Genomic DNA, 20,725 nt, shown 5'->3' with positions numbered 1-20,725 from the left:
GCTTGCCCGCGATGAGGCCCGCAGGTCCGCCATACGGTCTGAACGGTTGGCAAGCTCGCCCTCGCCACGGATAATGCCCAGTTTTTCCACCTGCGCATCGCGCGCCGCCGCTTGCGGTTGAAAGAGAACACCATGAAAGACACCATTCGCCAGCTGATCCAGCAAGCCCTCACCCAACTCGTCAACGAAGGTGTGTTGCCTGAAGGCCTGTCGCCGGCGATCCAGGTGGAAAACACCCGCGACAAGACTCACGGCGACTTCGCCAGCAACATCGCGATGATGCTGTCCAAGCCGGCCGGCATGAAGCCGCGCGACCTGGCAGAAAAAATCATCGCCGCGCTGCCCGCCGACGCCAGCGTCACCAAGGCCGAAATCGCCGGCCCGGGCTTTATCAACTTCTTCCAGAACACCCAGGCCCTGGCCTCGCGCCTGGATGCAGCCCTGGCCGACGCCCGCATTGGTGCACGCAAAGCGGGCGACAGCCAGCGCGTGGTCGTCGACCTGTCGGCGCCCAACCTCGCCAAGGAGATGCACGTCGGGCACCTGCGCTCGACCATCATCGGCGACGGCGTGGCGCGGGTGCTGGAGTTTCTCGGCGACACCGTGATCCGGCAGAACCACGTAGGCGACTGGGGCACCCAGTTCGGCATGCTGATGGCCTACCTGCAAGAGAACCCGATCACCAGCAACGAGCTGGCCGACCTCGAGAACTTCTACCGCGCGGCCAAAAAACGCTTCGACGAGTCCGAGGCGTTTGCCGACCGCGCCCGTGGCCTGGTGGTCAAGCTGCAAGCCGGCGACGCTGAATGCCTGGCACTGTGGAACCGTTTCCGTGAAATTTCCCTGTCCCACTGCCAGGACATCTACGAGCTGCTCAACGTCAAACTGACCATGGCCGACGTAATGGGCGAAAGCGCCTACAACGACGACCTGATCAACGTGGTCAACGACCTCAAGGCCGCCGGCCTCCTGGTGGAGAGCAACGGCGCGCAGTGCGTGTTCCTCGAAGAATTCAAGACCGCCGACGGCGAGCCGCTGCCGGTGATCATCGTCAAGGCCGACGGCGGCTACCTCTACGCCACCACCGACCTCGCCGCCGTGCGCTATCGCAGCGGCGTGCTCAAGGCCGATCGCGCCTTGTACTTCGTCGACCAGCGCCAGGCCCTACACTTCCAGCAGGTGTTCGAAGTGGCCCGCCGTGCAGGTTTCGTCACCCACCCGATGCACATGGAGCACATGGGCTTCGGCACCATGAACGGCGCCGATGGCCGCCCGTTCAAGACCCGCGACGGCGGCACCGTGAAGCTGATCGACCTGCTGACCGAAGCCCAGGAACGTGCCTACACCCTGGTGAAGGAAAAGAACCCGGAGCTGGCCGAGGCCGACCTGCGCAACATCGCCCGCGTGGTCGGCATTGGCGCGGTGAAGTACGCCGACCTGTCTAAGCACCGCACCAGCGATTACAGCTTCAACTTCGAGCTGATGCTCAACTTCGAAGGCAACACCGCGCCTTACCTTCTCTACGCCTACACCCGCGTGGCCGGCGTGTTCCGCAAGCTGGGCAAGGATTTCAGCGAAGTTCAGGGCCAGATCAATCTTCAGGCCCCCCAGGAACACGAACTGGCGGCCAAACTGGCGCAGTTCGGCGAAGTGCTGAACAGCGTCGGCGAAAAAGGTACGCCGCACATCCTGTGCACCTATCTGTACGAAGTGGCCGGGTTGTTCTCCAGCTTCTACGAGAACTGCCCGATCCTTACCGCCGCCGACGACGCCCAGAAGCACAGTCGCCTGCGCCTCGCCGCACTGGCTGGACGGACCCTCAAGCAAGGCCTGGAACTGTTAGGCCTGGAAACCCTGGAGCGTATGTAAGTTGGCTGCCAAGAAGAAACCAGCACCCAAGCGCGGCGCGAGCCGCTATCAGGCCCCGGCAAAGAAGCCGATTCCGGGCTGGCTGTGGATGGCGATCGGCCTTACGGTCGGCGCGTTTGTAGTGTTCCTGATGAAGCTGGACCCGGGCCAGGGCGACGACGTCAAACGGGTCAAGCAGGAACAGCAGAAGGCCAGCAAGATGGCCGAAGCCAACAAGACCGCGCCCAGTCCGACCGCACCGGTGAAGCCGAAATACGACTTCTACACGCTGCTGCCCGAGTCGGAAGTGATCGTGCCGCCTGATGCCGTGCCGGAAAAAACCCTGCCGACGCCGCAGGTGCCGACCACCCCGGTGACCCCGGCGGAAGCTGCAAAAATCGACACCGCCCGCGCCCAGGCGGCGCTGGCCGGGATCACTCCGCCGCCGGCACCGCCAGTTGCCGAAACCAAGGCAGCACCGGTGACCAAGTTCTTCCTGCAGGCGGGCTCGTTCCCGAAACAGGCGGATGCGGAGCGCGTTCGCGCGCAGATCATCCTGTTGGGCCAGACCGTTTCGGTGGAGTCCGGCACGGTGAAGGAAGCGACCTGGTATCGCGTGCTGGTGGGGCCGTTCAGCAACCGTGAGCAACTGACCGTGGCGCAGAAGCAACTGGCTGGTGCGGGCTTTAGCAACCTGCTGTTACAACAACGCCAGAGCCGCTGATCCAGACGTAACGCTAATCAAAGTGTGGGAGGCTTGCTCCCGGTGGCAGTGTTTCAGTCAAGCATTCAGTGACTGATGCACCGCCATCGGGAGCAAGCCCCCTCCCACATTGGATTTTCATTGATCGTCAGAATGAGTCCGACACTGCCGCTTGTCCGCACAAAGCCCTTATAGTTGAAATCCCCACCACCACCCCCATATCAGTTTCCATCAGGGCATTTTCGCCCCGCTGCGTGGAGACTCTCCCCTTGACCACCATCGTTTCAGTACGTCGCCACGGCAAAGTCGTCATGGGCGGCGATGGCCAGGTTTCCCTGGGTAATACCGTGATGAAAGGCAACGCCAAGAAAGTGCGTCGCCTGTACCACGGCCAGGTGCTTGCCGGTTTCGCCGGCGCCACCGCCGACGCCTTCACCCTCTTCGAGCGTTTCGAAGGTCAGCTGGAAAAACACCAGGGCCACCTCGTGCGCGCTGCGGTCGAGCTTGCCAAAGAATGGCGCACCGACCGCTCCCTCAGCCGCCTCGAAGCCATGCTGGCGGTCGCCAACAAGGACGCGTCCCTGATCATCACCGGCAACGGCGATGTGGTTGAGCCTGAACACGGCCTGATCGCCATGGGTTCCGGCGGTGGCTACGCCCAGGCGGCAGCCAGTGCACTGCTGAAGAAGACCGACCTGTCGGCCCGCGAAGTCGTCGAGACCGCGCTGGGTATCGCCGGCGATATCTGCGTGTTCACCAACCACAACTTCACCATTGAGGAGCAGGACCTCGCCGAGTAAGCCGTAGGCTTATTTGCGCTTGAGGCCGCCAAACACTATGTCCATGACTCCCCGCGAAATCGTCCATGAACTCAACCGCCATATCATCGGCCAGGACGACGCCAAGCGCGCCGTCGCCATCGCCCTGCGTAACCGCTGGCGCCGGATGCAACTGCCCGAAGAACTGCGCGCTGAAGTAACGCCCAAAAACATTCTGATGATCGGGCCTACCGGCGTGGGTAAAACCGAAATCGCCCGGCGCCTGGCCAAGCTGGCCAACGCACCGTTCATCAAGGTCGAAGCGACCAAGTTCACCGAGGTGGGCTATGTGGGCCGCGATGTCGAGTCGATCATCCGTGACCTGGCCGACGCTGCCCTGAAGATGCTGCGCGAACAGGAAGTGACCAAGGTCAGCCATCGCGCCGCAGACGCCGCCGAAGAACGCATCCTTGACGCCCTGCTGCCTCCGGCACGCATGGGTTTCAACGAAGACTCGGCGCAGTCGACCGATTCCAATACGCGTCAGCTGTTCCGCAAGCGTCTGCGTGAAGGGCAACTGGACGACAAGGAAATCGAGATCGAAGTCGCCGAAGTTTCTGGCGTCGACATCTCCGCACCGCCTGGCATGGAAGAAATGACCAGCCAGTTGCAGAACCTGTTCGCCAACATGGGCAAGGGCAAGAAGAAAAGCCGCAAGCTCAAGGTCAAGGACGCGCTCAAACTGGTGCGCGACGAAGAAGCCGGGCGCCTGGTCAATGAGGAAGAACTCAAGGCCAAGGCCCTGGAAGCGGTCGAGCAGAACGGCATTGTGTTCATCGACGAGATCGACAAGGTGGCCAAGCGCGGCAACTCCGGTGGCGTCGATGTGTCCCGCGAAGGCGTGCAGCGCGACCTGCTGCCGCTGATCGAAGGCTGCACCGTGAACACCAAGCTGGGCATGGTCAAGACCGACCATATCCTGTTTATCGCCTCCGGCGCGTTCCACCTGAGCAAACCGAGCGACCTGGTGCCGGAGCTGCAAGGCCGCCTGCCGATTCGCGTGGAGCTCAAGGCGCTGACGCCGAGTGACTTCGAGCGCATCCTCAGCGAACCGCACGCTTCGCTCACCGAGCAGTACCGTGAACTGCTGAAAACCGAGGGCCTGGGCATCGAGTTTCAGCCGGACGGTATCAAGCGCCTGGCCGAAATTGCCTGGCAGGTCAACGAGAAGACCGAGAACATCGGAGCCCGTCGCCTGCACACATTGCTTGAGCGTTTGCTGGAGGAAGTCTCGTTCAGTGCCGGCGACCTGGCCGGTGCGCAAAATGGCGAAGTGATCAAGATCGACCCGGATTACGTCAACAGTCACTTGGGCGAACTGGCGCAGAACGAAGATTTGTCGCGCTACATCCTGTGACCGCCCTGCTCTAAGTGTGGGAGGGGGCTTGCTCCCGATAGCAGTGTGTCAGTATCCGATAAGCTGACGGACACACCGCTATCGGGAGCAAGCCCTCTCCCACATTTTGGAATATCGCCAATGTCTAAATTCCCTACCGCTGTAAACCTGCACAAAACCTCCAACACTCTCGGCCTCACCTATGGGCCGGATGAAACCTACCAGCTGCCCGCCGAACTCCTGCGGGTGCACTCGCCTTCCGCCGAGGTCCAGGGCCACGGCAAACCGATCCTGCAATTCGGCAAGCTCCACGTTAAGTTGATCAAGGTGGAACCGGCCGGCCAGTACGCACTGAAATTGACCTTTGACGACGGCCATGACAGCGGACTGTTCACCTGGGATTATCTCTATCAACTGGCCGTGCGTCAGGAAAACCTGTGGGCCGACTACCTGGCCGAACTCAAGGCCGCCGGCAAAACCCGCGACCCAAGCGAGTCGGTCGTGCGGCTGATGCTCTAGCTCAGGCTTCCTGCGCTTTAGAGGGCATTTTCTAATTTCATCTGCTTGAATGCTCTGTTGCGTGGTCAATGATTGGCCCGCTTGCGGAAAAAATTAAACTCGGGTAACCAATGGAACTGGCAAGTTCCCTGCATTTGACGATGCGGTATCAACGGTCACCCAAGTTGCAGTACCTGGTTTGTGCCGTGTATCGAAACTGGACGCTCGGGCATGACTGGTACTCGTCTTTCGGACAATGGAGCGTCGTAGATGAGTGACAAGAACAACGATGACTTGAAACGCCAGGCCTCGGAAAACACCCTGGGGCTGAACCCGATCATCGCGTTACGCAAAAAGGACTTACTCGCCTCGGCGAAGATGGTGCTGACCCAGGCCATCAGGCAACCGCTGCACAGCGTCAAACATGCCGCCCACCTTGGGCTCGAGTTGAAGAACGTGATGTTCGGCCAATCCGCGTTGGTGCCGGAGCACGACGACCGTCGCTTCAGCGACCCGGCCTGGAGCCAGAACCCGCTCTATAAACGCTATCTTCAAACCTATCTGGCGTGGCGCAAGGAACTGCACGACTGGATCGACGACAGCAGCCTGTCGCCCCAGGACATCAGCCGCGGTCACTTCGTGATCAACCTGATGACCGAAGCCATGGCCCCCACCAACAGCGTGGCCAACCCGGCGGCGGTCAAACGTTTCTTCGAGACCGGCGGCAAAAGCCTGCTCGACGGCCTGTCCCACCTGGCCAAGGACATGGTGCACAACGGCGGCATGCCCAGCCAGGTCAACATGGGCGCCTTCGAAGTGGGCAAGACCCTGGGCACCACCGAAGGCGCGGTGGTGTTTCGCAATGACGTGCTGGAGCTGATCCAGTACAAGCCGATCACCGAACAGGTGCACGAGCGCCCGCTGCTGGTGGTACCGCCGCAGATCAATAAATTCTACGTATTCGACCTGAGCCCGGAAAAAAGCCTCGCGCGCTTCTGCCTGCGCAATAACCAGCAGACCTTTATCGTCAGTTGGCGCAACCCGACCAAGGCCCAGCGCGAGTGGGGCCTGTCCACCTACATCGAAGCGCTCAAGGAAGCGGTGGACGTGGTCAGCGCGATCACCGGCAGCAAGGACATCAACATGCTCGGCGCCTGCTCCGGCGGCATCACCTGCACTGCGCTGCTGGGCCACTACGCGGCGCTGGGCGAGAACAAGGTCAACGCGCTGACCCTGCTGGTGAGCGTGCTGGACACCACCCTGGATACCCAGGTGGCGCTGTTCGTCGACGAACAGACCCTGGAAGCGGCCAAGCGCCATTCCTACCAGGCCGGCGTGCTCGAAGGCCGCGACATGGCCAAGGTGTTTGCGTGGATGCGCCCCAACGACCTGATCTGGAACTACTGGGTCAACAACTACCTGCTGGGCAATGAGCCGCCGGTGTTCGATATCCTGTTCTGGAACAACGACACCACGCGCCTGCCGGCTGCATTCCACGGCGACCTGATCGAGCTGTTCAAGAACAACCCTCTGGTGCGCGCCAATGCCCTGGAAGTGTGCGGCACGCCCATCGATCTCAAGCAGATCACCGCCGATATCTACTCCCTGGCCGGCACCAACGACCACATCACGCCGTGGCAGTCCTGCTACAAGTCAGCGCAGTTGTTTGGCGGCAAGGTGGAGTTCGTGCTGTCGAGCAGCGGGCATATCCAGAGCATCCTCAACCCGCCGGGCAACCCCAAGGCGCGCTATCAGACCAGCGACGGCCTGGCGGGCAAGCCGCTGGAGTGGCAGGAGAATGCGACCAAGCACACCGATTCGTGGTGGCTGCACTGGCAGGCGTGGCAGGCAGAGCGCGCCGGAAAACTGAAGAAAGCCCCCGCGAAACTGGGCAATAAAGCCTACGCCGCAGCCGAAGTGGCGCCTGGAACCTATGTGCATGAACGCTAAGCCACACAGGTTGTTTAGACTGAAATGAGATCCAAATGTGGGAGCGGGCTTGCTCGCTCCCACACTGATCTCCCTCCGGCTGTAAGACTTCACAGGGCTTGAGCATGTCGCAACCGTTCATCTTCCGCACCATCGACCTGGGCGGCCAGACCCTGCGCACGGCGGTGCGCCCGGGCAAGCCGCACATGACGCCGCTGCTGATCTTCAATGGCATCGGCGCCAACCTGGAGCTGGTGTTTCCGTTCGTGCAGGCCCTGGACCCGGACCTGGAAGTGATTGCCTTCGATGTGCCCGGCGTCGGCGGCTCTTCGACGCCCAACCGGCCCTACCGCTTCCCGGGCCTGGCCAGGCTCACCGCGCGCATGCTCGATTATCTGGACTACGGCCAGGTCAACGCAGTAGGCGTGTCCTGGGGCGGCGCGCTGGCGCAGCAGTTCGCCCATGACTACCCGGAACGCTGCAAGAAACTGATCCTGGCGGCCACGGCGGCGGGTGCGGTGATGGTACCGGGCAAACCCAGGGTGCTGTGGCTGATGGCAAGCCCGCGCCGCTATATCCAGCCGTCCCACGTAGTGCGTATTGCGCCGATGATCTACGGCGGCTCGTTCCGCCGCGATGCCAGACTGGCTGCCGAGCACGCGAGCAAAGTGCGCTCGGCGGGCAAGCTGGGGTATTACTGGCAGCTGTTCGCGGGGCTGGGCTGGACCAGCATCCACTGGCTGCACAAGATCCGCCAGCCGACCCTGGTGCTGGCCGGCGACGACGACCCGCTGATCCCGCTGATCAACATGCGCCTGCTGGCCTGGCGCATTCCCAATGCGCAGTTGCATATCATCGATGACGGCCATCTGTTCCTGATCACCCGGGCCGAAGCCGTGGCGCCGATCATCATGAAATTTCTGCAGGAGGAGCGCCTGCGCGCCGTGATTCACCCGCGACCTGCTGTGTAAGCACGCACTGCCGGCCACCTGTGTGCGCCTGCGCTCTACTCAACGATCAACCAAGAAGACCGGATGAAGACCCGCGACCGTATCCTTGAATGTGCCCTGCAGTTGTTCAACCACAAGGGCGAACCCAACGTGTCGACCATGGAGGTGGCCAACGAAATGGGGATCAGCCCCGGCAACCTCTACTACCACTTCCATGGCAAGGAGCCGCTGGTACTCGGGCTGTTCGAGCGTTTTCAGGCCGAACTGGCGCCGCTGCTCGATCCGCCCGCCGACGCGCACCTGGAGCCCCAGGATTACTGGCTGTTCCTGCACCTGATTGTCGAGCGCATGGCGCATTACCGGTTTCTGTTCCAGGACCTGTCCAACCTGGCCGGACGCCTGCCCAAGCTGGCCAAGGGCATCCGCCACCTGCTCACTGCCCTCAAGCGCACCCTCGCTTCGTTGCTGGCGCGGCTCAAGGCCGACGGGCAACTGGTAAGCGATACCCAGGCGCTGGGGCAACTGGTGGAGCAGATCACCCTGACCCTGCTGTTTTCACTGGACTATCAGCGCGTTCTCGGCCGAGTCGGTGAGGTGCAGGTGGTGGTTTACCAGATCATGATGCTGGTGGCGCCGCACCTGTTGCCGCCTGCACGCCAGGCCACCGAACGGCTGGCAATGCGTTACCTGCAAGACCCGGTTTAACGGGCACTTAATTCAAGCGCTGTGTTTCGAACACAAAAAAAACGCCCGACCTTCGCAGGCCGGGCGTTTTTGCGTGCCCCAAAAAAATCAGGACTGACTGGTTGGCGTCGGGGTGACCGGCGTCGCCGTCGAGGTTGCCGCCGGTGCAGAGACCGAGTTGGCTGCGGAGGCGGTTGATGCCGAGGCTGCCGGCTTGGCAGCGGCGGGTTTCTTCGCAGCGGCTGGTTTCCTGGCGGCAGGTTTCGCAGCAGGTTTGGCGGCAGCAGGTTTTGCAGCAGCGGTTTTTGCAGCAGGTTTTGCAGCGGCCTTCGTCGCGGGCTTCGCAGCGGTCTTCGCTGCCGGCTTGGCCGCTGCTTTAGCCGCCACCGGTTTGGCCGCTGGCTTGGCTACTGGCTTGGCTGCTGCGGTTTTTGCAGCAGGCTTGGCAGCCACCTTGGCCGGGGCCTTGGCGACAGGCTTGGCCTCGCTTTTCGCAGCAGGTTTGGCGGCGGCCGTTTTAGCAGTCGCCGGCTTGGCAGCAGGCTTGGCCGCCGCTGTCTTCACGGGAGCCGCCTTGGCGCCAGTGAGTTTTTCAATCTGCCGGGTCAAGGTATCGACCTTGCTGTGCAGGGTCTTGAGTTCTGCCTTGCTCGGCACGCCCAGACGCGAAATGGCACTGTTAAGGCGCTTGTCGAAAGTCTCTTCCAACTTGCTCCACGTGTCGGAAATGCTCGACTTGGCGGAGCCGGCGCTGGCCTTGGCCGCGTCGACTTTTTTACCCACTGTGGTCTTGGTCAACTTCTCGGCTTTTTCGCCGTCCTTGACCAGGGTCTCGAAGTATTTGCCGCCGTCACTGCTAACCTTCGAATACACGCCTAAACCAGCAAGCCAGATCTTGCGGGAATATTTTTCAACTTCCCCGACCCACGAGCTGCTTTCTTTCTGAGTAGTCTTTTTAACAGCCATTCCGGTGTCTCCTTAGTGTTTACGCGCGACACGTTCGAGCAATGCCGTCAGCGCTTCGAGCTTAGCAGAGAGTGTCTCAACATCATGTTTAGACGCAATGCCGATTCGATTCAAGGCACTTGCAACACGCGAGTCAAAAGCGTGTTCAACTTTATCCAATTGAACTTCAACCAGGCCTTTGATGCTTGAGAGATGACGCTTGACTTGATCAATCTGACTGTTAGCCGCAGCCACTTGTTCAACGGCAACTTTTTTACTTCTACTTTCAACATGTTGACCGCTCTTGACGAGTTCATTGAAGTACTCGCTGCCCTCGCCGCCGACCTTGGCATAGACACCAAGACCTGCCAGCCAGATCGTGCGGGCGTAGCGTTTAACGTCACTGAAGACAGCCGGCTGAACATCGATTTTTTTTCGCAGCATAACGTTGGCCATGGTGCACCTCACATCAATCAGGGCGGGAATCGGCCCGCAGGAGTTGAGGGCTTGAGCACAAAGTAGGCTGGAAAATTAGAATCGGCACCCTAAGTACAATCGATCAGGCCAGCGCCTTATCCAGTGCCTTTTCGATCTCGGTTTTAAGCGTGCCGCTCATGGCCGACATCAACAGTCCCAGTTCCACGTCAATACGCAGCAAGTCTTCATCCACCCGAACCGTGCCCTTAACCCCCGAGCGTTTGAGGTTCAAGGTATCGCCAGACCAGAACGACGCCACGCCGTACTTGTCCTGGAGTTTCTGCGCCAGCGTGTCGGCCTTCGCCCGCGCCCCTTCCTTACCCAGGGAATGCTCACGCTCAACGGTTATACGGGCCATGCCAATGACTCCTTTCAAGAGGGGCTGAGAAACCTTCAATGCGGCAAAAGGTCTCGATAAGCACCTATCTTACCTGCAGCCTTGCCAAGACAAAGCAGGCCTTGGGGATTATCATGTGCCGCATTCTCTTTTGGTGACAGCGATATGACTGATCAGCGCAAAGGCAGCGATGCCGAACCCACCACTCACTTCGGCTTCAAGAACGTCCCGCAAAGCCAGAAAGCGGAAAAGGTCGCTGAGGTGTTCCACTCCGTGGCGGCCAAGTACGACCTGATGAACGACGTGCTGTCGGGCGGCATGCACCGTCTGTGGAAGCGCTTCACCATCGAGTTGTCGGGCGTACGCACCGGCAACCGCGTGCTGGACATTGCCGGCGGCACCGGCGATCTGGCGGCCAAGTTTTCCAGGCTGGTCGGCCCCACCGGCCAGGTGGTGCTGGCGGACATCAACGGCTCGATGCTCAAGGTCGGCCGCGATCGTCTGCTGGACAAGGGCGTGGCCGACAACATCAAGTTCGTCCAGGCCGACGCGGAAAAACTGCCGTTCCCGGACAACCATTTCGACTGCGTGACCATCGCCTTCGGCCTGCGCAACGTGACCCGCAAGGAAGACGCGATCCGCTCGATGCTGCGCGTGCTCAAGCCCGGCGGTCGCCTGCTGGTGCTGGAGTTCTCCAAGCCGACCAACGCGCTGATGTCCAAGGTCTACGACACCTACTCGTTCGCCTTCATGCCGCTGATGGGCAAGCTGATCACCAACGATGCCGAGAGCTATCGCTACCTGGCCGAATCGATCCGCATGCACCCCGATCAGGAAACCCTCAAGTCGATGATGGTGGAAGCCGGTTTCGACCGTGTCACCTACCACAACATGACCTCAGGCATTGTCGCCCTGCACCGCGGCATCAAACCCTGATGCTGCTCGCGGGCCTTCTTGCCGGCGTCGAACACGGCCTCAACCGTGTACTGCGCCTGGACAGTACCGCCCTGGCGCGGCTGGGGCACTTGAACGGCAAGGTGATTGCCGTCGATTGCACCCGCCCGGCCCTGCAGCTGTTCATCCTGCCCAGCGATGAAGGCCTGCTGCTCGCCACACAATGGGCGGCCGAAGCCGATTGCACCCTGCGCGCGCCGGCCTCCAGCCTGTTGCACCTGGCGCTGAGCCGCAACAAGACCGCCATCCTGCACAGCCCGCAGGTGCACCTGGAAGGCGAAAGCGCGGTGCTGATGGACCTGGCCGCCGTGTTGCAGGACCTGGAGCTGGACTGGGAATACGAGCTGTCGCGCTGGCTTGGTCCAGTGGCCACCCCATTGATCAGCGGGCACCTGCGCAGCCGCGCGCAGTGGTATCAGCAGGGGTTTGCCAGCCTCAACCAGAACCTCGCCGAATACCTGAGCGAAGAAGCGCGCACCCTGGTCGGGGAGCGAGAAGCGCAGGCGCGCTTTCGTGAACTCGACAAGGCCAAAATCGACCTGGAACGCCTTGAGGCCCGCTTCGAGCGCCTGAGCCGTTCCCTTGATCCAAGCGATAACGCATGAAGCTGCTCGCCGTCCGCCGTTTGTTCCGTATCCAGCGCGTGGTCATGCGCTACCGCCTCGATGACCTGCTGTTCGCCTTGCCGCTGCCTTGGTTGTTGCTGGCGGTGCGCTATGTGCTGCCGTGGCGCTGGCTGCCGCGCAAAAAGCTCGAGCTGAGCCGTGGCGCGCGCCTACGTCTGGCATTGCAGGACCTGGGACCGATCTTCATCAAGTTCGGGCAGATCCTCTCTACCCGCCGCGACCTGCTGCCCGAAGACATCGCCGACGAACTGATGCTGTTGCAGGACCGCGTACCGCCGTTCGACTCACAGCAGTCGATGGCGCTGATCGAAGCCCAGCTGGGCAAGAAGATCAGCGAAGTGTTCCGGCGTTTCGACGTCGAGCCGCTGGCCTCGGCCTCGGTCGCGCAAGTGCACGCCGCGCAGCTCAAGACCGGCGAAGAAGTGGTGGTGAAAGTGATTCGCCCGGGCCTCAAGCCGATCATCGGCCAGGACCTGGCATGGCTGTTCGTTCTCGCCCGCGCCGCCGAACGCTTCTCTGCCGATGCGCGCCTGCTGCACCCGGTGGATGTGGTCGCCGACTACGAAAAAACCATCTACGACGAGCTCGACCTGCTGCGCGAAGCGGCCAACGCCAGCCAGCTGCGACGCAATTTCGAAGGCTCGCAGTTGCTGTATGTGCCGCAAGTGTATTGGGACTGGTGCCGCCCCAAGGTGCTGGTGATGGAGCGCATCTACGGCCTGCAGGTCACCGACCTCGCTGCCCTGGCCGACCAGCGCACCGACATGAAAATGCTCGCCGAGCGCGGCGTGGAGATCTTCTTCACCCAGGTATTTCGCGACAGTTTCTTCCACGCCGACATGCACCCCGGCAATATCTTCGTCAGCACCGTCACCCCATGGAGCCCGCAGTACATTGCGATCGACTGCGGCATCGTTGGCAGCCTCACCCCGGAAGACCAGGACTACCTGGCGCGCAACCTGTTCGCCTTCTTCAAGCGCGACTACCGCCGCGTGGCGCAGTTGCACATCGACTCGGGCTGGGTGCCGGCGGAAACCAAGCTCAACGAATTCGAAGCGGCGATTCGCACGGTGTGCGAGCCGATCTTTGAAAAACCGTTAAAAGATATTTCCTTCGGTCAGGTGCTGATGCGCCTGTTCCAGACCGCGCGGCGCTTCAATATGGAAGTGCAGCCGCAGTTGGTCTTGCTGCAAAAAACCCTGCTCAACATCGAAGGCCTGGGCCGCCAGCTGTACCCGGACCTGGACCTGTGGAACACCGCCCAACCGTTCCTGGAACGCTGGATGCGCGAGCGCATGAGTCCGAAAACCATGATCGGCAACATGTACAGCCAGATGGAGCAACTGCCCCATCTGGCCAACATGACCCGTGACCTGCTGGAGCGCATGTCCCAGCCCCATGCCAAGGACCCGGAGCCGCCATGGCGCAAGCGCAAGGACGACTGGTTCCTGCGCCTGCTCGGTGCCGCGCACCTGGTGGGGGGCGTGATGCTCGCCATCGGCGGGCCGTTGAACGAGCTGGGCTTCTGGCCGGCCGGGGTCATGGTGGCCGTGGGTATTTATCTGATCGTGCGTCGATAGCCAATCCGGTTATACACTGTCGCAAATTGCCGGAGCCGAACATGAAAGACTGGCTGGACGAGATCAAGTGGGACAGTGACGGCCTGGTGCCGGCCATTGCCCAGGACTACAAGACCGGGCGCGTATTGATGATGGCCTGGATGAACCGCGAGGCCCTGAGCCTGACTGCCACCGAGCAGCGCGCCATTTACTGGTCACGCTCGCGTGGCAAACTGTGGCGCAAGGGCGAAGAGTCCGGGCATGTGCAAACCCTGCACGAGCTGCGCCTGGACTGCGACGGCGATGTGGTGATCCTCAAGGTCGAGCAGATCGGCGGCATCGCCTGCCACACCGGGCGTCACAGCTGCTTCTACCGCGTGTTCGAGAACGGCGAGTGGAAAGTGGTGGAGCCGGTGCTCAAAGACCCGCACGCCATCTACTCGGCAGGACACTGAACATGAGCGATACCCTCAACCGTGTGGCCCAGGTGCTGGAAGCGCGCAAAGGCGCGGACGCCGACAGTTCCTATGTTGCCAGCCTCTACCACAAAGGCCTGAACAAGATTCTGGAGAAGCTCGGCGAAGAGTCCGTCGAGACGATCATTGCCGCCAAGGATGCGCAGATCAGCGGTGATTGCAGCGATGTCATCTATGAAACCGCAGACCTGTGGTTCCATAGCCTGGTCATGCTCGCCCAATTGGGGCAGCATCCACAGGCCGTGCTGGATGAACTGGACCGCCGCTTCGGCTTGTCCGGGCACGCCGAAAAGGCCTCGCGCCCGTCCGCTTGAATAACTAAGACTGGAGGATTTGCAGCATGGGCATTTTTGACTGGAAACACTGGATCGTCATTCTTGTGGTGGTGGTGTTGGTATTCGGTACCAAAAAACTCAAAAACCTCGGCACCGATGTCGGCGAGTCGATCAAGGGCTTTCGCAAGGCCATGAACGACGATGAAAAGCCCGCCGACCCTGTGGTCAATCCTGTGCCGCCGGCCCAACCCGTGCACCCGCAGGCCACCCAGCCGATCACCGAGCGTCGCACCTTCGACGTGCAGGCTGAGAAAGTCGAAGAGCCGACCCGCAAAGATCTGTGAGTACTGACTAATGTTTGGTATCAGCTTCTCTGAACTGCTCCTCGTCGGCCTGGTTGCCCTGCTGGTGCTGGGGCCGGAACGGTTGCCCGGTGCAGCACGCACGGCGGGCCTGTGGATCGGTCGCCTGAAACGCAGTTTCAATGCGATCAAACAGGAAGTTGAGCGGGAAATCGGCGCTGATGAAATCCGCCGCCAGTTGCACAACGAACACATCCTGTCGCTGGAGCAGGAGGCGCGCAAGATTCTGACGCCGGTGCAGGAGCCCGCCAAACCGGCGGAGCCTGCGGCCAACAGCATCGCACCGGTGGTTGAAACCCCGCCCGCGCCGCCGACCGTTCCCACAGAACCCGCGCCGGCGCCTGTTGCAGCGCCCGCTCCCCATGACCCTACATTGCCGCCGCGAGCCCCATGAGCGCTGATAAACCGGAAACCGACCAGCACATGCCGCTGGTCTCGCACCTCACCGAGCTGCGTACCCGCCTGCTGCGTTGCGTGGCGGCGATCTTCATCATCTTTGCCGGGCTGTTCGCCTTCACCCAGCAGATCTACACCTTCGTCTCCACGCCTCTGCGCCAGTACCTGCCGGTGGGCGCGACAATGATCGCCACCGATGTGTCGTCGCCGTTCCTCACGCCGTTGAAGCTGACCATGATGGTCTCGCTGTTCCTCGCGATCCCGGTCATCCTGCATCAGATCTGGGGCTTTATCGCGCCGGGCCTGTACAAGCACGAGAAGCGCATTGCGGTGCCGTTGCTGGTGTCGAGCATCCTGCTGTTCTACACCGGCATGGCGTTTGCGTACTTTCTGGTGTTCCCGCTGATCTTCAAGTTCTTCGCCGCCGCCACTCCGGCCGGGGTGGAAATGATGACTGACATCACCAGCTACCTCGACTTTGTAATGACGCTGTTCTTCGCCTTCGGCGTGGCTTTCGAGATCCCGGTGGCCGTGGTGCTGCTGGTGTGGATCGGCGTGGTCGACGTGAAGTACCTGAAGAAGATCCGCCCGTACGTGATCATCGGTTGCTTTGTGGTGGGCATGATCCTCACGCCGCCGGACATTTTCTCCCAGACCCTGCTGGCCGTACCAATGTGGATGCTGTTCGAGATCGGCATCCTGTTCAGCGGTTTGATCAGCAAGCGGGGCGAACACCCCGAAGACCAGCCTGACGACGACCAGCCGCCAGCGACCCAGCCGTGAACCTGCTGCTGCTTGAGGAGGCCGACTTCATCGCGGCCGACCGCGTGGTGCTGCGCGACCGGCGCCTGGTGCACATGCAAGACGTCCACCGCGCCGCCGTTGGCGACAACCTGCGCGTTGGCCGCATCGGCGGGCTGATGGGCAACGCGCAACTGCTGCGCCTGGAAGCCGCCGAGGCAGAGCTGCACGTCAGCTTCGACCAGCCGCCGCCGGCCAAACTGCCGCTGACCCTGCTGCTGGCCCTGCCCCGCCCGAAGATGCTGCGCCGCGTGCTGCAAACCGTGGCGGCCATGGGTGTGCCGAGGGTGGTGCTGCTCAACAGCTATCGGGTGGAAAAAAGCTTTTGGCAGACGCCTTTCCTGGAGCCAGAGGCGGTACGTGAGCAGCTGATTCTCGGCCTGGAACAGTCCCGCGACACGGTACTGCCGCAGATCATCATCGAGAAGCGCTTCAAGCCGTTCGTCGAGGATCGCCTGCCGGCCATGACCGAAGGCACCCTCGGCCTGATCGGCCACCCCGGCGACTACCCGCCCTGCCCACGCGGCCTCGACGAGCCCGTCACACTGGCCATCGGCCCCGAAGGCGGTTGGATCCCCTACGAGGTGGACCTGCTGACCAAGGCTGGCCTGCAACCGGTGCAACTGGGCGCGCGCATCCTGCGCGTCGAAACCGCCGTCACCGCCCTGCTCGCCCGCCTTTTCTGAAAAAACCCTGCGACAGCGGGTATGCACGGCTACAGAATCCCGAGCCCCTGCCGATAGCCCCTGAATAAGTCCAAGCCTTGTTCCAGGGGAGTTTGCAACATGTATCGTCAGTTAGCCGAAAAGCTGGGTAATGTCAGCGTCAAAACCAAGCTGGCCGTGGGTTTTGGCCTGGTATTGGTGCTGACATTAATGATCACCTTCACCGGCTGGACCAGCTTGGGCGATGTGATTGGTCGGGGTGACAAGCTGGGTTACATCTCCAGCCTCAACGGCGTGACCAAAGACCTGCGTCTGGCGCGCCTGGACTTCGAAATGCGCCGCGGCGAGCAAGGCACCGGCGCGGTCGACAGCCTGATTGCACAATTGGACGACGGCCTGAAAAAAGCCGCGCAGTTGATCGAGCAACCCGACGACAAGGCCCTGGTCGAACAGCAGCAGGAAGCCTTGAGCCAGTACAAAAAGGCCTTCGCCGCCATAGTCCAGGCCGGGCTCAAGCGTGAAGGCGCGCGCAGCAAGCTGGGCGATACTGCCGACAACGCCGTGGCCAAAATCAACGAGATCGAAGCCGCGCTGCTGCAAGGCGACAGCGTCAGCCAGTTCAACAGCGTGGTGAGCCTGAGCAAACTGATTCAGCAGGCACGCTTTCAGGTACGCGGCTACACCTACAGCGGCAAGGTCGAGGCCGAACAGCCCGCGCTGGACGCCATCGACAACGCGCTCAAGAAAGCCAGCGAACTCGAAGACCAACTGCCGGCGCAGTACCTGACCAACCTGCAACAGGCCGGCGTGTCGCTGCAGGCCTACCGTGCCGCCGTCAGCCAGTACCGTGACTCCCAGACGGCCGCCGCCGCTGCGCTGAAGACCATCAACGCCCAGGGCGAGATCCTGATGGGGCACAGCGAAAAACTCACGGTTTCACAGACCGCCGTGCGCGACCGCGATGCCGCGCAAGCCAAATACCTGCTGCTACTGGCCGCCGCGCTGGCATTGATCGTGGGCCTGTTCGCCGCCTGGGCGATCACGCGCCAGATCATCATCCCGCTCAACCAGACCCTGCAGGTCGCCGAGCGCGTGGCCTCGGGCGATTTGAGCCACAACCTCGAGTCCGGCCGCAAGGACGAACTGGGCCAACTGCAACGGGCCATGCAAAGCATGACCCTGGGCCTGCGTGAGTTGATCGGCGGCATCAGCGACGGCGTGACCCAGATCGCCAGCGCGGCCGAGCAGTTGTCGGCGGTTACCGAACAGACCAGTGCAGGGGTCAACAGCCAGAAGGTCGAGACCGACCAGGTGGCCACCGCCATGAACGAAATGGCCGCCACCGTGCAGGAAGTGGCGCGCAACGCCGAAGAGGCTTCGGAAGCCGCTGTGGCCGCCGACCAGCAGGCCCGTGAAGGCGACAAGGTGGTAGCGCAAGCCATCGCCCAGATCGAACGCCTGGCCGCCGAGGTGGGCAGTTCCACCGAGGCCATGGGCCATCTGCAGCGCGAAAGCGACAAGATCGGCAGCGTGCTCGACGTGATCAAATCCGTGGCCCAGCAGACCAACCTGCTCGCGCTCAACGCCGCCATCGAGGCCGCGCGGGCGGGCGAGGCCGGACGCGGTTTTGCCGTGGTCGCCGACGAAGTGCGCAGCCTGGCGCAGCGTACCCAGAAGTCCACCGAGGAGATCGCCGAGCTGATCGTCGGCCTGCAGAGCGGCACCCAGCAGGTGGCAACCATCATGGACAACAGCCGTGGTCTGACCGACAGCAGCGTCGAGCTGACCCGTCGCGCCGGCACTGCGCTGTCGAGCATCACGCTGACGGTGTCGACCATCCAGGCGATGAACTCGCAGATCGCCACCGCCGCCGAGCAGCAAAGCGCCGTGGCTGAAGAGATCAACCGCAGCGTGCTGAACGTGCGCGACATCTCGGAGCAGACCGCTGCGGCCAGCGAAGAAACCGCCGCTTCGAGCACCGAACTGGCACGCCTGGGCACCCATCTGCAAGCATTGGTCAGCCGCTTCCGGGTCTGACGCACTTGCCTGTGCGGCGACCGGATCTCGGTCGCCGCCGGCCACCTCTGAAATTTCCTACGCGTTTATCAGGCCCGCCTGACCATCAATGGGACTAGCGTTTAACCACGCCGGTTACGTTCCCGTTGGAGGTCGATCATGCTTCGTCGAATGACTCATCTGCTGGGTGACCTGAGTGTCACCTTCAAACTGATCCTGGGGTTTTCCCTGGTACTCGCCCTGAGCCTCGTGATTGCCACGACGGGCTGGCAAGCCCTGGAGGCGTCTCTCTACCGCTCGCAGACGCTAACGCTGCTGTCGCAACTGGCGGTGGCCGGTGAAGAATTGCGCGCGGACCGCATTGTTTACCGAACCCTGAACGATGCCGACAGCCTCAACAAGTTGGGCACCGGCATGCAGAAAGTCGATGACCTGCTGAGGCAGCTTCCCAGCCGACTCAAGGCGCCCAAGGCGGCCGAGTACCAGCAGGAGATTACCCGTATTTCCGGCACCTTCAAAACCCGCCTCAAGGAGGTGCCGGCACTGGTTGAGCAGCGCGAGACCGCCCGCGCGAAGCTCAAGGAAAATTCCGCGCAGACCGGCGACGTGCTGACGCAACTGGCCAGCGACCTGCCCGATCAGGACGATCAAAAAGCCCTGGATGCCGTGGAAGACCTGCGTCAGGCCATCGAACAGGCCGACGACCGTGCGCAAAGCCCGGCCTGGGCCGCCAGCTCACTGGAGACCTACGCGCAATCGGTCAGCGATGCCGAACGCGACCTGGAACAGGCTCAGGCCGCCGTGGCGAAGTTGCCGGTCAACAGAAACCTGTTGAACACCACCGTGCTGGGCATCCGCACCCATCTCACACGGCTCAAGGACACGCAACTGAGCACCGAAGCCCGGCAAAACCAGTTGGAGCAACTGCTGGACCAATTGCTCGCGCAAAGTGATCTGCTAAGCCAGGACCAGACCCAGCGCCGCGACGGCGAGGCCGAGCAGGCGCGCACCCATACCTTGCTCATCACCGCTGCCGCCTTGCTGTTCGGCGCGCTGGCGGCGTGGCTGATTGCCGGGCAAATCGTCAAGCCGTTGCGCAAGGCACTGTCGATGGCCAACCGCATTGCCCAGGGCGACCTCAGCGACGACCTGCAAACCCGACGCAAGGATGAGCTGGGGCAGTTGCAACGCAGCATGAACCAGATGACGGCGAATTTACGCGGGCTGATTGGCAACATCAGCGACAACGCACGACAAGTCGCCAGCGCGGCCGAGGAGCTGTCCACGGTCACCGAACAAACACGCGCCGGGGTGAACCATCAGCGCGCGGAAACCGAGCAGGTGGCGACCGCCATGAACCAGATGCTGGCGACCGCCCAGGAGGTCGCGCGGCATGCCGAACAGGCTTCAATTGCTGCCAGTGCAGCCAATCAACAGACCGAAATCGGCGATCAGGTGGTGACCGATGTCGTGGCGCAAATCGAACACCTGGCCCATGAAATGGCGCGCTCAAGCCAGGCCATGCTGGCGCTGCAACGGGAAAGCCAGAAAATCGGCAGCGTGCTGGACGTGATCAAGTCCGTCTCGCAGCAGACCAACCTGCTGGCGCTCAACGCCGCCATTGAAGCGGCACGCGCCGGCCAAGCCGGTCAGGGGTTTGCGGTGGTGGCCGACGAAGTCCGCACACTGGCCCAGCGCACCCAGCAGTCCGCCGAGGAAATCGAAGGGCTGATCAGCGGCCTGCACAGTGGCACGCAACAAGTGGCCGACATCATGGACCACAGCCGCACCCTCACCGACAGCAGCGTCGGCCTGGCGCGCAACGCTGGCGATGCGCTGACGGAGATTGCCCGCACCGTCGCGGTTATCCAGGACATGAATCCGCAGATTGCGGCAGCGGCCGAACAGCAGAGCGCGGTGGCCGAAGAGATCAATCGCAGCGTGTTGAAAGTGCGCGACGCCTCGGAGCAGACCGCCACCGCCAGCGAACAGACGGCAGCGGCGAGTGTTGAACTGGCACGGCTGGGCGTGAGCCTGCAGCAGTGCGTCGAGCAGTTCAAGGTCTGACCG

General features: G+C 62.0%; 22 protein-coding genes and 1 pseudogene. 20 read left to right on the top strand and 3 right to left on the bottom strand.

Going from position 1 to position 20,725, the window contains the following annotated elements; all coding sequences use genetic code 11:
* The first annotated feature begins 132 nt into the window (after positions 1 to 132).
* The 8 genes from argS to RHM60_RS18500 all read left to right on the top strand — a co-directional run bounded on the left by argS (position 133) and on the right by RHM60_RS18500 (position 8,787).
* Positions 133 to 1,869, top strand: a complete 1,737-nt coding sequence (gene argS / locus RHM60_RS18535) for an arginine--tRNA ligase (RefSeq protein WP_209987585.1) — start codon at positions 133 to 135, stop codon at positions 1,867 to 1,869.
* 1 nt (position 1,870) lies between these two features.
* Complete coding sequence (locus RHM60_RS18530) at positions 1,871 to 2,572, top strand: SPOR domain-containing protein (RefSeq protein WP_209987582.1); 702 nt, start codon at positions 1,871 to 1,873, stop codon at positions 2,570 to 2,572.
* 248 nt (positions 2,573 to 2,820) lie between these two features.
* A complete protein-coding gene (hslV, locus tag RHM60_RS18525; RefSeq protein ID WP_003237338.1) occupies positions 2,821 to 3,351 on the top strand; it encodes an ATP-dependent protease subunit HslV in 531 nt (176 codons plus the stop codon).
* A 37-nt stretch (positions 3,352 to 3,388) separates the two neighbouring features.
* Positions 3,389 to 4,726, top strand: coding sequence for an ATP-dependent protease ATPase subunit HslU (gene hslU / locus RHM60_RS18520; protein ID WP_209987579.1), 1,338 nt, complete (start codon positions 3,389 to 3,391; stop codon positions 4,724 to 4,726).
* 120 nt (positions 4,727 to 4,846) lie between these two features.
* Positions 4,847 to 5,224 carry a gamma-butyrobetaine hydroxylase-like domain-containing protein gene (locus RHM60_RS18515; protein WP_057008513.1) on the top strand — a complete coding sequence of 126 codons (378 nt, stop codon included), beginning with the start codon at positions 4,847 to 4,849 and terminating at the stop codon, positions 5,222 to 5,224.
* Positions 5,225 to 5,473: 249 nt separating this feature from the next.
* Complete coding sequence (gene phaC / locus RHM60_RS18510) at positions 5,474 to 7,153, top strand: class II poly(R)-hydroxyalkanoic acid synthase (protein WP_322212429.1); 1,680 nt, start codon at positions 5,474 to 5,476, stop codon at positions 7,151 to 7,153.
* A gap of 104 nt (positions 7,154 to 7,257) precedes the next feature.
* Positions 7,258 to 8,103: a poly(3-hydroxyalkanoate) depolymerase gene (gene phaZ / locus RHM60_RS18505; protein ID WP_209987571.1), complete on the top strand. Its 846-nt coding sequence runs from the start codon at positions 7,258 to 7,260 to the stop codon at positions 8,101 to 8,103.
* Between the two features lie 63 nt (positions 8,104 to 8,166).
* Positions 8,167 to 8,787: a TetR/AcrR family transcriptional regulator gene (locus tag RHM60_RS18500; protein ID WP_209987568.1), complete on the top strand. Its 621-nt coding sequence runs from the start codon at positions 8,167 to 8,169 to the stop codon at positions 8,785 to 8,787.
* Positions 8,788 to 8,874: 87 nt separating this feature from the next.
* Here RHM60_RS18500 and RHM60_RS18495 read toward each other — a convergent pair whose 3' ends face one another.
* The 3 genes from RHM60_RS18495 to RHM60_RS18485 all read right to left on the bottom strand — a co-directional run bounded on the left by RHM60_RS18495 (position 8,875) and on the right by RHM60_RS18485 (position 10,546).
* Positions 8,875 to 9,732 carry a phasin family protein gene (locus RHM60_RS18495; RefSeq protein ID WP_322212428.1) on the bottom strand — a complete coding sequence of 286 codons (858 nt, stop codon included), beginning with the start codon at positions 9,730 to 9,732 and terminating at the stop codon, positions 8,875 to 8,877.
* Positions 9,733 to 9,744: 12 nt separating this feature from the next.
* Positions 9,745 to 10,167: a phasin family protein gene (locus RHM60_RS18490; protein ID WP_322212427.1), complete on the bottom strand. Its 423-nt coding sequence runs from the start codon at positions 10,165 to 10,167 to the stop codon at positions 9,745 to 9,747.
* Positions 10,168 to 10,270: 103 nt separating this feature from the next.
* A complete protein-coding gene (locus tag RHM60_RS18485) occupies positions 10,271 to 10,546 on the bottom strand; it encodes a polyhydroxyalkanoic acid system family protein (protein ID WP_322212426.1) in 276 nt (91 codons plus the stop codon).
* Positions 10,547 to 10,690: 144 nt separating this feature from the next.
* Between RHM60_RS18485 and ubiE the strand changes: the two genes are divergently transcribed.
* The 12 genes and pseudogenes from ubiE (at position 10,691) to RHM60_RS18430 (ending at position 20,722) form a co-directional block, all read left to right on the top strand.
* A complete protein-coding gene (gene ubiE / locus RHM60_RS18480) occupies positions 10,691 to 11,461 on the top strand; it encodes a bifunctional demethylmenaquinone methyltransferase/2-methoxy-6-polyprenyl-1,4-benzoquinol methylase UbiE (protein ID WP_209987558.1) in 771 nt (256 codons plus the stop codon).
* Complete coding sequence (locus RHM60_RS18475) at positions 11,461 to 12,084, top strand: ubiquinone biosynthesis accessory factor UbiJ (protein ID WP_231422718.1); 624 nt, start codon at positions 11,461 to 11,463, stop codon at positions 12,082 to 12,084. Before ubiE ends, RHM60_RS18475 begins: the two co-directional genes overlap by 1 nt.
* Positions 12,081 to 13,685, top strand: coding sequence for a ubiquinone biosynthesis regulatory protein kinase UbiB (ubiB, locus tag RHM60_RS18470; RefSeq protein ID WP_209987551.1), 1,605 nt, complete (start codon positions 12,081 to 12,083; stop codon positions 13,683 to 13,685). The genes RHM60_RS18475 and ubiB overlap by 4 nt, the downstream gene beginning before the upstream one ends.
* Positions 13,686 to 13,726: 41 nt before the next feature.
* Positions 13,727 to 14,119 (top strand): phosphoribosyl-AMP cyclohydrolase, encoded by a 393-nt coding sequence (gene hisI / locus RHM60_RS18465; protein WP_231422717.1) that lies wholly within the window; start codon positions 13,727 to 13,729, stop codon positions 14,117 to 14,119.
* A 2-nt stretch (positions 14,120 to 14,121) separates the two neighbouring features.
* Positions 14,122 to 14,454, top strand: a complete 333-nt coding sequence (locus tag RHM60_RS18460) for a phosphoribosyl-ATP diphosphatase (protein ID WP_209987548.1) — start codon at positions 14,122 to 14,124, stop codon at positions 14,452 to 14,454.
* Between the two features lie 26 nt (positions 14,455 to 14,480).
* On the top strand, positions 14,481 to 14,759 hold the full coding sequence (locus RHM60_RS18455; protein ID WP_003237389.1) for a twin-arginine translocase TatA/TatE family subunit: 279 nt from the start codon (positions 14,481 to 14,483) through the stop codon (positions 14,757 to 14,759).
* Positions 14,760 to 14,769: 10 nt separating this feature from the next.
* Positions 14,770 to 15,171: a Sec-independent protein translocase protein TatB gene (gene tatB, locus RHM60_RS18450; RefSeq protein WP_057008529.1), complete on the top strand. Its 402-nt coding sequence runs from the start codon at positions 14,770 to 14,772 to the stop codon at positions 15,169 to 15,171.
* Positions 15,168 to 15,956: a twin-arginine translocase subunit TatC gene (gene tatC / locus RHM60_RS18445; protein WP_209987545.1), complete on the top strand. Its 789-nt coding sequence runs from the start codon at positions 15,168 to 15,170 to the stop codon at positions 15,954 to 15,956. The genes tatB and tatC overlap by 4 nt, the downstream gene beginning before the upstream one ends.
* A complete protein-coding gene (locus RHM60_RS18440; protein WP_322212425.1) occupies positions 15,953 to 16,660 on the top strand; it encodes a 16S rRNA (uracil(1498)-N(3))-methyltransferase in 708 nt (235 codons plus the stop codon). The genes tatC and RHM60_RS18440 overlap by 4 nt, the downstream gene beginning before the upstream one ends.
* Before the next feature lie 99 nt (positions 16,661 to 16,759).
* A pseudogene (locus RHM60_RS25720) lies at positions 16,760 to 17,770 on the top strand (methyl-accepting chemotaxis protein); the annotation flags it as partial.
* Between the two features lie 33 nt (positions 17,771 to 17,803).
* The gene (locus tag RHM60_RS25715) at positions 17,804 to 18,676 is read left to right on the top strand and encodes a methyl-accepting chemotaxis protein (RefSeq protein WP_373460636.1); all 873 of its coding nucleotides are present in this window, start codon (positions 17,804 to 17,806) and stop codon (positions 18,674 to 18,676) included.
* Between the two features lie 138 nt (positions 18,677 to 18,814).
* Positions 18,815 to 20,722: a methyl-accepting chemotaxis protein gene (locus RHM60_RS18430; RefSeq protein WP_322212423.1), complete on the top strand. Its 1,908-nt coding sequence runs from the start codon at positions 18,815 to 18,817 to the stop codon at positions 20,720 to 20,722.
* The last annotated feature ends 3 nt before the right edge of the window (positions 20,723 to 20,725 follow it).

The organism is Pseudomonas sp. MH9.3, assembly GCF_034354675.1.
GTDB lineage: Bacteria > Pseudomonadota > Gammaproteobacteria > Pseudomonadales > Pseudomonadaceae > Aquipseudomonas.
The sequence above is the reverse complement of the archived record's forward strand: the minus strand, read 5'-3'. Positions and strand labels throughout refer to the sequence as shown.

What these genes read in the sequence shown, in the direction of transcription:
- argS (WP_209987585.1), top strand. Translation starts at nt 133, where the DNA reads ATGAAAGACACCATTCGCCAGCTGATCCAGCAAGCCCTCACCCAACTC.
- hslU (WP_209987579.1), top strand. Translation starts at nt 3,389, where the DNA reads ATGTCCATGACTCCCCGCGAAATCGTCCATGAACTCAACCGCCATATC.
- RHM60_RS18515 (WP_057008513.1), top strand. Translation starts at nt 4,847, where the DNA reads ATGTCTAAATTCCCTACCGCTGTAAACCTGCACAAAACCTCCAACACT.
- phaC (WP_322212429.1), top strand. Translation starts at nt 5,474, where the DNA reads ATGAGTGACAAGAACAACGATGACTTGAAACGCCAGGCCTCGGAAAAC.
- phaZ (WP_209987571.1), top strand. Translation starts at nt 7,258, where the DNA reads ATGTCGCAACCGTTCATCTTCCGCACCATCGACCTGGGCGGCCAGACC.
- RHM60_RS18500 (WP_209987568.1), top strand. Translation starts at nt 8,167, where the DNA reads ATGAAGACCCGCGACCGTATCCTTGAATGTGCCCTGCAGTTGTTCAAC.
- RHM60_RS18495 (WP_322212428.1), bottom strand. Translation starts at nt 9,732, where the DNA reads ATGGCTGTTAAAAAGACTACTCAGAAAGAAAGCAGCTCGTGGGTCGGG.
- RHM60_RS18490 (WP_322212427.1), bottom strand. Translation starts at nt 10,167, where the DNA reads ATGGCCAACGTTATGCTGCGAAAAAAAATCGATGTTCAGCCGGCTGTC.
- RHM60_RS18485 (WP_322212426.1), bottom strand. Translation starts at nt 10,546, where the DNA reads ATGGCCCGTATAACCGTTGAGCGTGAGCATTCCCTGGGTAAGGAAGGG.
- ubiE (WP_209987558.1), top strand. Translation starts at nt 10,691, where the DNA reads ATGACTGATCAGCGCAAAGGCAGCGATGCCGAACCCACCACTCACTTC.
- RHM60_RS18475 (WP_231422718.1), top strand. Translation starts at nt 11,461, where the DNA reads ATGCTGCTCGCGGGCCTTCTTGCCGGCGTCGAACACGGCCTCAACCGT.
- ubiB (WP_209987551.1), top strand. Translation starts at nt 12,081, where the DNA reads ATGAAGCTGCTCGCCGTCCGCCGTTTGTTCCGTATCCAGCGCGTGGTC.
- hisI (WP_231422717.1), top strand. Translation starts at nt 13,727, where the DNA reads ATGAAAGACTGGCTGGACGAGATCAAGTGGGACAGTGACGGCCTGGTG.
- RHM60_RS18460 (WP_209987548.1), top strand. Translation starts at nt 14,122, where the DNA reads ATGAGCGATACCCTCAACCGTGTGGCCCAGGTGCTGGAAGCGCGCAAA.
- RHM60_RS18455 (WP_003237389.1), top strand. Translation starts at nt 14,481, where the DNA reads ATGGGCATTTTTGACTGGAAACACTGGATCGTCATTCTTGTGGTGGTG.
- tatB (WP_057008529.1), top strand. Translation starts at nt 14,770, where the DNA reads ATGTTTGGTATCAGCTTCTCTGAACTGCTCCTCGTCGGCCTGGTTGCC.
- tatC (WP_209987545.1), top strand. Translation starts at nt 15,168, where the DNA reads ATGAGCGCTGATAAACCGGAAACCGACCAGCACATGCCGCTGGTCTCG.
- RHM60_RS25715 (WP_373460636.1), top strand. Translation starts at nt 17,804, where the DNA reads ATGCAAAGCATGACCCTGGGCCTGCGTGAGTTGATCGGCGGCATCAGC.
- RHM60_RS18430 (WP_322212423.1), top strand. Translation starts at nt 18,815, where the DNA reads ATGCTTCGTCGAATGACTCATCTGCTGGGTGACCTGAGTGTCACCTTC.